The sequence below is a fragment of the Paenarthrobacter sp. NPDC089307 genome, from assembly GCF_040685055.1.
Taxonomy (GTDB): Bacteria; Actinomycetota; Actinomycetes; order Actinomycetales; family Micrococcaceae; genus Arthrobacter.
Genome location: NZ_JBFBHE010000001.1, coordinates 492,682 through 503,385, shown reverse-complemented (window position 1 = coordinate 503,385; position 10,704 = coordinate 492,682). Strand labels below are relative to the sequence as shown.

Here is a 10,704-nt window from a genome sequence, read left to right as displayed (position 1 = left end):
CATGCAGGTACACAAAATAGTAAAAAGCCTGATTCGCCGATGGTTCATCGTCGTGCTGGGGCTTGCCCTGACCGCAGGTGCCTGTTTCTTCCTCCAGCAGAGCGCTCCTGACAACTACAAAGCCCAGGCGAGCCTGGTTCTTCTGCCTTCGACGAAGAGTGTCGGGGAAGCCGGTAATCCTTATCTTGGACTTGGCGGCATGAGCGAGGCCCTGGATATCCTCACCCGCAAGATGTCCTCGGAGGAGTTCAAGGAGAGCGTCCGCGAAAAGAGCGGAGCATCCACCTTCACAGCCGAGGCCGATAAGGGAACCAGCGGTGCAATCCTGCTCATCACGGCCTCTTCGCACGACGAAGACCAGGCACTCAAAATCCTTGACACCGTAATGAACCAGGCTCCCGTTGCCCTCACCGATTTGCAGGATGTCCTCAACGTGCCAACAACATCCCGGATCACCACGATGAAGTTGCTGGAGGACAGCAAAGCCGTTCCCGAAGTCAAAGCGCGCACGCAGCTTCTCCTCGTCACCGCCGCCGGCGGGACAGTGTTCACCATCATGCTCACTGTCCTGATCGATGGTCTCCTGCTATCGAGGAAACGCCGGAAGACCACGGAACCATCGGCAAGCACCCCTGGAGCGAAACACCCTGCCCCGCCGTCGGCCCGAAGGCTGAAGACGTCGTCCCTGCCTGGTGCCCACCTGACAGCCGAACAACCAGGAAGCACCGACAGGGACACGCCGTCCGGCATAACTTCGCCCCTGGGCCGGGCGCCAAACAGCCGGCACATGGCGGACGAGCCGGCCTACCTTGCCGGTGAAACGCGTAGTGTGGTGCCAAGCTCGCACAGGCCGGGATAACCATGACGGCCGCGATTCTTCTACACATTCTCGCGAGGCGTTGGTACATAATTGCCGTAGGAATGGCCATCGGGCTCGCGTCGCTGGGCGCTGTCCGTTCATCAGAGCCCGTGTACTGGACAAAGGCCGAAGTCACCTTCGTGGCGCCGGACCGCGAACCTGCTTACTGGATACCAGGTGACGACTACGCCTCGCTCGTGGACTTCGCCGCCATGGTGGAACGTCGCGTCAACTACGGTTCGGAGTCTGTGGGCTTGTCCCTGTCCAGCGGCACCCTCTACGGCGCAGGCGTACGGCACGGATATTCAGTGACCCTGCTCAACAGCGGCGGTCAATGGGCGAAAAGCTTCCGCTGGCCGGTCCTGTCGGTACAGGTAGTCGATTCCAGTGCAGAGAAAGTAAAAGAGGTCCTCCAACACGTGGTCGAGGACATCAATAACGCATCCGAAGTCCTGCAACAGGAAGCTGGAGTGCAGCAGGCCCTGATAACCACCCTCACGTCCCCGTCGAGTCCGGAGATTGTCTTCGGCGGCGGCACCCAAATCAACCGCGTCAAAGGAGCCATTTTCTGGGTTGGCATTGCCGTCACACTCTCCGTGCTGGCGTCAGTTTTCATCGATGACCGTGCACCTCGACGGAAGAAGCCCACACAAGCGCCCCCAAGCGTTCAGCGCAAGAAGGTGACATCACATGTACCGGGATAACGGGCTGCTTCACCGCAACGGCATCGAAGCAGCCACGAGGAAGTCCGATGCACCCCTCTTCCTCACGGTGTATCTGGTACTCACCTGCGCCCTCCCCTCAAACCTGGTAGTGGCCTCCTTGGGCTCCATTGGCCGGCCCAACACGCTCTTCGCCCTCCTCGGCCTGGCATGGTGGGTCCTGCACCAACTGCTCCGCACCACGCCATCGACCCGACGGTTCCATCCACTGCGGGCAGCACTGGCAGCCTTCCTCATCGTCGCAGTCTCCAGTTACGCCTACGCCATGGTCAGGGGGCTTCCGGAGAGCGAAGCCAGCCCCGCAGATGCTGGCCTCCTGCGGCTGGCCGGCTGGGCCGGGGTCCTGCTCATCGCATCAGATGGCCTGACCACGCGTGACGGCGTCAGGACGCTGCTCCGCAGGATCGCCATGGCCGGAGGCCTGACGGCAGCCCTGGGCCTGCTCCAGTTCGCCACAGGCTCGTCCCTCATCGAATGGATCAGGATACCGGGCATGAGCGTCAGTTCTGAGCTGGCGAACATCGATTCACGTGGAGGCTTCGTCCGGGCGGCAGGCATGTCCCTGCATCCCCTCGAATACGGAGTAGTGCTCTCCACCTCCCTTCCGATCGCCATCACCCTCGCCTTGAACGACACGGCAAAACGCCGGCTCCTATGGTGGATCCCTGTGGGCTTGATTGCCGTGGCTGCCATGCTGTCGGTCTCCCGGGCCGCGCTCATCTGCATGGCCTTGGCCTTCCTCATCCTCTTGCCTGTGTGGCCGAAGCAACTTCGACGGCGGGCCGTCATGGTTTCGGCCCTGCTGGTGGCAGTGATCTATGTGGTGACGCCCGGGATGATCGGGACGCTCTTCGGGCTCTTCACCATCGGTACCGACGACCCCAGCATCAGTTCACGAACCAATGGCTACTCCACGGCATTCGGAATGGCCAGCCAGCAGTTGCTATTGGGCCGCGGATTCGGCACCTTCCTCCCCGCCTATGTCATCGTCGACAACCAGTACCTTGGACTCCTGGTAGAACTCGGCATTGCCGGCCTGGCCGCCTTCTTGCTGTTGGTCCTTGCCGGGATAGCCTGCGCTTGGCAGGCCCGCAGGTCGGCATCCGACAACGAACTGCGTCAAATGAGCCAGTCGGTCCTTGCAAGCGTCGCCGCCGCAGCACTGGCGTTCGGATTCTTCGACGCCTTCGCGTTCCCCATGGCTGCCAGCCTCCTGTTCCTCATGCTTGGTATATCTGGGGCGTTGTGGAGGATCTCTCGTCGCGAAATCACAGAGGCCCGGATCAAGGAAAAGGCCCCAACGCAGGAGAGCCCTGGCAAGGACGCCGTCAACGGCAGCAACTAGCGGCGGCTCTCGTCCCGTTCCCACGCCGGAGAAGGGTTCTTGGACGCCCGGGCACGGCGCCTGCCCGCCACCGCGAACACCGCATAGACCCCGGCATCGAAGGCCGTCCGGGGGCCTCGTACCGAGCCAAGCAACTGCCGCACCGTCCGTGGCAGGGACGCCCCGCCGGCCACAAGGTCCTGCTCGGCGTTTCCCCGATACGTGCGCCGCAGCACAGCAAGCAAGGCAGCGGAGGTCCGGGGAGTCCTGACAATCACCGGCTCCGTAGGAAGGACCGCTTTCTCCCGCTCGTCAAAAAGTCTGTCCACAAAATAGTCATCACCCGTCAGGGCAGGAAAGACCCCCATCCGGCTATGCCCTGCGCGACTCAAAGCATAGGCACCGGCGCCCCACAGACCCTGCGCGTTGCCCGGTATCCTGCCGCGTGCACGGTAGTACGCCCGCACGGGGACCGAAGCGCCATGGGTGTCATAGCAAAACGCGGGGCGGGCGGCCAGCAGCCTGTCATCCTGCAACGCGGCGAATACCTCAGCGAGCGCATTGGCACTGACCTCAATGTCCGCATCCAGATAGAGGCGCGGCCACAAACCGGTGCACTGGTCCCCGGCATTGAGCGCCGCAGTCTTGGACGCCTCCGGAACATGGAGAACGGAAACACCCTGCCAGCGTGAGGCAATCGCTTCCGTCCCGTCGGTACACCCATTGCAGGCAACCACGACATCAACCGTGCCCCACCCGATAACCTCCCGCAGCGAGGCCAGGGTCCGCCCGATCACCGCGGCCTCGTTATGCGCGGGAATGATGACAGCGCCCGAAGGAGAAGCTCCATCCATCAGGGCTTCCCTCCGTCCTGCACCGCATGTGGCAGGCGGTCCCACCGCCGCCTGCTGGCCAAGGCCCACACGGCGTCCCGGTGGCCAGGCTTGCCCAGGCGGGCTAGCTCTGCGGCGAGGACGACGCCACGAAACGCGACCACCCGCCCCGGCCGGAGATACTTCTCCGCATAGCGGACCCGGTTCACTGACATCAACGCACCCAGTTGCGCAGATGCCCCGGACCCGCCACGGGTGTGCCACATCCTCGCCGCAGGTTCAAACCAGATGGAATACCCCGCCTCCCGCATACGGTGGCAATAGTCAGTCTCTTCCGAATACAGGAAAAACCGTTCGTCCCAAACGCCCACCATCTTCGCCGCAGCGGCGTCGATCAACAACGCAGCACCCGTAGCCCAGTCCACCTGATGCCCATGCAGGTAGCTCTCGTCGTCAAAGTCCATCTCGGACAACCAGCCTGGTCGTGCCCGCAGATGGCTTCCAAGCGCTGCATCGCCCAGCGCTCGCAGGATTCCCGGCTCGCGCCGCAGCGAGGGGTAGACCGTGCCGTCATCGTCCAGCAGGACGGGCACCACCATGCCTGCGCCGGATTGGACCAAGCGCCTTCGCATCGCGGCAATGGCGCCCGCCTCAATGCGAAGATCCGGATTGAGGATGAGGTAGGCCCCTGCTTCTCCCGCAGCTGACATTGCGGCGTTGATGCCGCCGGCGTATCCAAGGTTTCCTCCAGTTTTGATGGCGGTGATGTCGGGGTACTTTGCCAGTTCCATGAGCGTGTGGTCGTTGGGAGAGTTATCGGCCACGACCACTTTGATCGACTGGCCCAGCGCTTCCTTCCGCAAGCCTTCGACCAAGGGTCCGATGTCGCCTTCGTTGTTGTAAGTGACCACGACGACGGCGAGGTCAGCGGCGTCGCTGGTGGGGGAGAATGACCCCGGAGCGCGGCTGGGCGCACGCTCCGGGACATCCCTGGCAGCGGCAGGGGCCTTCAGGTCGGCGTCGGGGTTGCGACCCCGGGAGATGTTGCCGGAGGGGAGGGACAATGCACTGTCCCTTCGCAGCCTCACATAGGCCTCGGGTCCGTCCACGAGATATCTGCGGGCCAGCCTGCGTGGTTCCAAGGCAAGCCGCCACGCCCATTCAAGGCTGTTGGAACTGACCCATGATGGTGCCCGCCGGATGTGCCCCGCCAGGAAGTCCACTACCGCCCCGAAAGCCAGCAGCACCTTGGCCCCCGTCATGGCGCCGTACTCCGTGATCCAGAGTTCCTGCCGTGGCTTTCCCAGGCCGACGACCAGAATGTCCGGGGCCGAGTCGGAGATCATTCCGGCAAGCAGACGGGACGCTTCGTCGTCGGCAAGGGTGGTCCGCGTCGGCGACCACCATCCAACCACTGCAAGATTGGGCCGCTCAACCTTGAATTTTTCCCGTATCAGTTGCTGCGTCTCAGTCGATCCGCCCAGGAAGGCAACGGTGAGGCCCCTGCGCTCTGCCTCATCCAGCAAAGGTCCCACGAGGTCGCTGCCCGCCAGCCTGGGCCAGGTCCTGGACGTAAGGCGTCGCGCCTCAGTGGCCAACGGTGCGCCGTCGATGAGCGTCAACCACTCCACGGAGGCCCGCTGGTCCAGGGTGCCGGCCCAACGGCCTCCGGAACCGAAATGACGGATGTGGTCCAGGTTGGCAGAGCAAACCCCCAGGGGTGGGGCACCGGGGTCGCCGGCCCTGTTCAGGATCTCCTGGATTGCCGGCGCGAACTCCATGAGCTTTACCGGAACGCCGCCCAGGCTCACCCAACGCTGTTCAGTGGCAACCGCGGACGTCCCGGCGTCGTCCATTGGGCGATGGAACAAAAGGCTCCGGCCATTGAGATCGCCGGTCAGGGTTCGGCGGGGAACCGCACCATGGAGGGCATTCCGGGTGGGCAGGACTTTGGGTAGCAGCATTCTTGGCTCCAGGCTCGGGTCAAGCTCAAGGCATAACCATGCGGCCCACGATCCTTGGCTGCTGCACTGCCAGGATCGTGGGTGGCGGACAAACGCCGCCACATCGACATGTTTACTTGAGTTGTCTCCCGGCCTCCTGCCAGAGGCTGCCGTACGGCTACTTTAGGCCGATTTGGCGGTGGCCGCCAGAGGGTCGACCCGACCTGTACGAGGACCTTGAACCTGATGCCTATAGCGCAATGCGGTACACGTGATGCGTGTACTCGTTCGGGAAAGCGTCCGCGAATTTCCCGCCGTTCACCGGGATCGTCCGGTTTTCATCCAGCACCTCCACAGAGGATCCGGTTATTCCGGCAGGCAGCGTGAAAGTTCTGCTCCCAGTCAGTCCGTCGTCGGTCATGGCGAAAATGTAGGCCTGTCCGTCCAAGGCCTTAAGCATGGTGTCGGTGCCCTCCCCGAAATCCCAGACGTAGGACTGGGTGTTGATCACCGGTGCCAGGGCACGGATCGCGTGGTTCACCACTCCCGCGGCAGCGACCTGGTCTTTCAAGCAGGCGGCGTTGTGCAGCCGGGCATCCTGGAACGCATCACCGCTGATGCAATCGTTGACGTTTTGTTGATCCGGGGACTGGCTGAACCACACAATGCCGCGCGCCTCATGGATCACCGACGCCCACACCTGGGCCTGTACCTGCTCGGGGCCCAACTGCTTGTAGCCCCCTGTGGAACCGCCGGTGCTGATCACGGTGGGAAGGGCCCAGAGTGGCGCGTGGACCGACCGTGCTGCATTGATTTCCTGCTGCAGCGACATGACCTTCCCGTAACTGGAGGCAGTGCGGCAACTAGCCGGCGTGATGGGATTTTGTCCTTCCGGAGTCCGCCACCTCAACGTTCCGTCGCCCCAATCACACTGGGGCACGGCGTAGAAGTACTGGTCCACCGAGTTCACGTTTGCAGTGCTGTAGTAATCCATCGACAGCTGCAGAGGCACGTCATACGTCAGTATCCCCGAGGTCCAGTTCGCATAGGTGAACATGCCCGTCCGTGCGGGGTCGTGCAGGGTTGCAAGTTCGCGCATGTGCGCAAGGCCCGTGATGGGGTCGTAACGGCCGTCCACCTCGTCGTCCAGCACGTTTCCCACTTGGCGGTCCCACCCGGAGGGGGCGTCCTTCGGGGCGAAAAGTGTAAACATGCCCTGCGCGGAAATAGCTGCGCTGGATGCGTCGGGATTGCCCTGCACGTAAGTGTTGATGCCCAGCGATTTGTCGTACTTCAGCTGGGCATCGCTGCCGGGAGATCCGTACCAGATGGCGATGGGAAAGAATGAGGGGTCGCTCCAGCCAGCCGCAGCGGCCTTGGGGAATTGCCGCCAGTACGACGACCCGCCCTCCCACGCAATCCTGGGGAGCTCATGGAGGGCTGCGACAGGTTCCACGGCAGTGGCAGATGGCTCAGGCAGGGGAGGCGCAGCCGTTCGTGGGACAGTGCCGGGAATTGTGCTCGCCCAGAACAGCATGCCAAGCGTCAAAGCCATCGTCGTGAAGTAGCGAACCCGCATGGCGTCATCTTCTTCCGCATCCCATTGATGAGTACCTCAAAGGATGGCACCAGCACCGCGAATCCGTAAGCCGCCGTCGTAAATTCCGTCAGTTGGCCCGGTTCAGGAGGGCAGCTGCACAGCCGCATGCTTGAGGTAGTCAGCCAACCGCTGCGAAGCGTCAGGGGGAGCGAAGCCTGCGGCCGTGATTTTGGACAGGTCCAGGACGCTGTGCACCGGCCGGGGAGCCATGCCCGGTTTTGCGTACTCGGCGGTGCCCACGGGACGGACAAGTCCAGGATCCGCTCCGCATAGCCGGAAAACGTCCATGGCAACACCCGCCCAGCTCTGCTGCCCACCGCTGTTGCTGATGTTGTAGGTGCCATAGGGTGCCTGGGACTCCAGAAGGTGCCTGATGCCCGCAGCAAGGTCCACCGCGAAGCTCAAGCGGCCGAATTGGTCGTCGACCACGCCCGGCGATGCGCCCTTGGCGGCAAGGCCGGCCATGGTCCGCACAAAGTTCCTTCCGTCACCCACCACCCAACTGGTCCGCACGATGTAATGCCTCGGCACGGTGGCCACGGCGATGTCCCCGGCGGCCTTGCTCTGCCCGTACACGCCCAGGGGCGTGAAGGCTTCGTCCTCCCGGTGCAACTCCGCGGAGCCGTCAAAGACGTAGTCGCTGGACACGTGGACCAGCGTCAGTGAATGCTCGACGGCGGTGCTCGCCAAGCGGGATACGGCCGCTGCGTTGACTCTCCAGGCAGCTGCGCGGCCTTCAGGGGTTTCTGCGGCATCCACCGCCGTGAACGCGGCGGCATTGATGACCGTGGAGTAATGGCGCCAGTTCACGGAGCGGTACGAGCCATCATCGGTGATGTCAAAGAGGCCGCGCCCCGCGAAGTCCACTGTCGCATCGCCGTCGAACGCCTGCCGGAGCGCAGATCCCAGCTGGCCGTCGGCACCCAGTACGAGGGTCCGGCGTTTCTGCATTGGAGCGACCTCCGCCAAACGGGGATGATTCCTGTCCTGTTCGGAAACAATCGCCTGGCTGAGGGGAATCGGCCATGGGACGGCGACATGTTCATCGGCAAGGTTCAGGAAGGTGTACTCCTTCCCGGCATCAGCGCTCCAATGGTCGTTGACGAGATAGGTGTACGCGGTCCCGGCCTCCAAGGTTTGAAAGGCGTTGCCCACCCCGCGCGGAACGTAGACGGCTTTGTCTGGGGTCAACTCTGCCGTGAACAGGGCGCCGAAAGTCGGGCCAACCCGGAGATCCACCCACGCCCCGAAGATACGGCCGGAGGCCACCGAGACGAACTTGTCCCAGGGCTCGGCATGGATACCGCGGGTGGTGCCGGTCTCGGTATTGAAGGAGATGTTGTTCTGGACGGGCCCGAAGTCCGGCAGTCCGGCAGCCACCATCTTGCCGCGATGCCAATTTTCCTTGAACCAGCCGCGGCTGTCCGCGTGGACAGGAAGATCAAAAAGGAGCAACCCTGGAATCGTGGTTGGTGTGGAGGTCGGTTCCCGCGCGTTCACGGCTCAGTGTCCCTGGCCCGCATATTTGGACTCTGTGGCCGCTTTCTGCGGACGCCACCAGTCTTCGTTGGACCTGTACCACTCCACTGTCTCCGCCAGTCCGGACTCAAAATCGGAGAACCGCGGCCTCCAGCCAAGTTCCCGGCGAATCTTGGCGGAGTCGATGGCGTAGCGCAGATCGTGTCCCGGCCGGTCTTGGACCAGGTCATAGGCATCAGACCGTTCTCCGTTGAGGGAAAGGAGCATCTCCACCACCTCGCGGTTCGAGCGCTCACCGTTGGCTCCGATCAGGTAGGTTTCACCCAAGCGGCCACGTTCCAGGATCATCAGAACTGCCGAGGAATGGTCTTCAACGTGGATCCAGTCCCTGACATTCAACCCCTGGCCATACAGCCGCGGGCGTACTCCGTCCAGGATGTTGGTGATTTGCCGTGGAATGAACTTCTCAACGTGCTGGTACGGGCCGTAGTTGTTGGAGCAATTGCTGATGGTCGCTTTGAGGCCGAACGAACGTACCCATGCCCGCACCAACATGTCCGAACCCGCCTTGGTGGCGGAGTAGGGGCTTGTGGGCCGGTATACCGAGTCTTCCGTGAATTTGCGGGGCTCATCCAAAGCCAGGTCCCCGTACACCTCATCGGTGGAGATGTGGTGGAAGCGTGTTCCATGCTTGCGGGCCGCCTCAATGAGCGTGAACGTTCCCATCAGGTTGGTGTCCAAGAACGGGCGGGGATCGTCCAGGGAGTTGTCATTGTGTGATTCCGCCGCAAAGTGGACCACAGCGTCCACTGAGGAAGTCAACGCGTCCACAAGGCCGGCATCGCAAATGTCGCCCTTATGGAAATCGAACCGGTTTGACGGCAGTCCGGCGAGCGATTCCTTGTTTCCGGCGTAGGTCAGTTTGTCCAGGACCGTGACATGGAGGCCGGTGTGCTCCATGATGAAGTGAACAAAATTGCATCCGATGAATCCGGCCCCGCCGGTGACAAGGATTCTCTGCATGGCCATAGCGTAACCGTCCGGGACGGTGATGTGCAGCGGGAGAGGACAGGTAGATGCGAGGAATTATTCTTGCCGGTGGAACCGGATCCAGGCTCCATCCGATTACGCTCGCAATCAGTAAACAATTGGTCCCGGTGTTCGACAAACCAATGATTTACTATCCACTGTGCACCTTGATGCTGGCGGGAATCCGGGACATCCTGGTCATCACAACGCCCGCGGATGGCCCCCAATTCGAGAATTTACTGGGGGATGGATCGCAATTCGGCGTGAATCTCAGCTACTCCCGCCAGCCCACGCCTGATGGTCTTGCCCAAGCATTCATTCTGGGGGAGCAGCACATCGGAAGCGGCAAAGTGGCGCTCATTCTGGGTGACAACATCTTCAACGGCCCTGGCATGGGCAACCAGCTCCGCCATTACGCGGACGTCGACGGCGGCGCGATCTTCGGTTATTGGGTCAAGGATCCTTCGGCTTACGGCGTGGTGGAATTCGATGATGACGGACTCGCCATTTCCATCGAGGAGAAACCAACTATTCCCAAGAGCAACTATGCGGTTCCCGGCCTCTACTTTTATGACAACAATGTAGTTGCCATGGCAAAAGACCTGCGGCCCTCGCCCCGCGGTGAGTTGGAAATTACCGACATCAACCGAAGGTATATGGAACTGGGGAAGTTGCATGTGCAGAAGTTCCCCCGTGGAACGGCCTGGTTGGACACCGGAACCTTCAGCGACCTCAACGATGCTTCGAACTACGTCCGGACTACGGAGAACCGGCAGGGCTTGAAGATCGGCGCCCCGGAAGAGGTGGCGTGGCGCATGGGCTACCTGACCGACGACGAGTTGCGCCGGCAGGCAGCCAAGCTGGCCAAGAGCGGCTACGGCAGCTACTTGCTGGATATCCTGGATCGCCGGTAAA

At 62.3% G+C, this 10,704-nt stretch carries 9 protein-coding genes; 4 read left to right on the top strand and 5 right to left on the bottom strand.

All coding sequences use genetic code 11. From position 1 onward, the window contains the following. Nucleotide 1 precedes the first annotated feature (1 nt). The 3 genes from AB0N72_RS02280 (at nt 2) to AB0N72_RS02270 (ending at nt 2,926) form a co-directional block, all read left to right on the top strand. Nucleotides 2-859 carry a hypothetical protein gene (locus AB0N72_RS02280; RefSeq protein WP_363932018.1) on the top strand — a complete coding sequence of 286 codons (858 nt, stop codon included), beginning with the start codon at nt 2-4 and terminating at the stop codon, nt 857-859. Nucleotides 860-921: 62 nt separating this feature from the next. After that, nucleotides 922-1,563, top strand: a complete 642-nt coding sequence (locus AB0N72_RS02275) for a hypothetical protein (protein ID WP_363932019.1) — start codon at nt 922-924, stop codon at nt 1,561-1,563. After that, complete coding sequence (locus AB0N72_RS02270) at nt 1,550-2,926, top strand: O-antigen ligase family protein (RefSeq protein ID WP_363932020.1); 1,377 nt, start codon at nt 1,550-1,552, stop codon at nt 2,924-2,926. Before AB0N72_RS02275 ends, AB0N72_RS02270 begins: the two co-directional genes overlap by 14 nt. On the opposite strand, the gene AB0N72_RS02265 is transcribed toward AB0N72_RS02270, so the two are convergent. The 5 genes from AB0N72_RS02265 to rfbB all read right to left on the bottom strand — a co-directional run bounded on the left by AB0N72_RS02265 (nt 2,923) and on the right by rfbB (nt 9,783). Beyond that, on the bottom strand, nt 2,923-3,759 hold the full coding sequence (locus AB0N72_RS02265; RefSeq protein ID WP_363932021.1) for a glycosyltransferase: 837 nt from the start codon (nt 3,757-3,759) through the stop codon (nt 2,923-2,925). The two genes, AB0N72_RS02270 and AB0N72_RS02265, sit on opposite strands and share 4 nt — an antisense overlap. Further along, entirely contained in the window at nt 3,759-5,702 is a 1,944-nt protein-coding gene (locus AB0N72_RS02260; RefSeq protein ID WP_363932022.1) for a WecB/TagA/CpsF family glycosyltransferase, read from the bottom strand. Before AB0N72_RS02260 ends, AB0N72_RS02265 begins: the two co-directional genes overlap by 1 nt. Before the next feature lie 229 nt (nt 5,703-5,931). Continuing rightward, entirely contained in the window at nt 5,932-7,260 is a 1,329-nt protein-coding gene (locus AB0N72_RS02255) for a hypothetical protein (RefSeq protein ID WP_363932023.1), read from the bottom strand. A gap of 102 nt (nt 7,261-7,362) precedes the next feature. Beyond that, nucleotides 7,363-8,781 (bottom strand): sugar nucleotide-binding protein, encoded by a 1,419-nt coding sequence (locus AB0N72_RS02250; RefSeq protein ID WP_363932024.1) that lies wholly within the window; start codon nt 8,779-8,781, stop codon nt 7,363-7,365. Nucleotides 8,782-8,784: 3 nt separating this feature from the next. Further along, complete coding sequence (rfbB, locus tag AB0N72_RS02245) at nt 8,785-9,783, bottom strand: dTDP-glucose 4,6-dehydratase (protein ID WP_363932025.1); 999 nt, start codon at nt 9,781-9,783, stop codon at nt 8,785-8,787. A 53-nt stretch (nt 9,784-9,836) separates the two neighbouring features. On the opposite strand from rfbB, the gene rfbA reads away from it, so the two are divergent. Beyond that, complete coding sequence (gene rfbA, locus AB0N72_RS02240; protein ID WP_363932026.1) at nt 9,837-10,703, top strand: glucose-1-phosphate thymidylyltransferase RfbA; 867 nt, start codon at nt 9,837-9,839, stop codon at nt 10,701-10,703. The last annotated feature ends 1 nt before the right edge of the window (nt 10,704 follow it).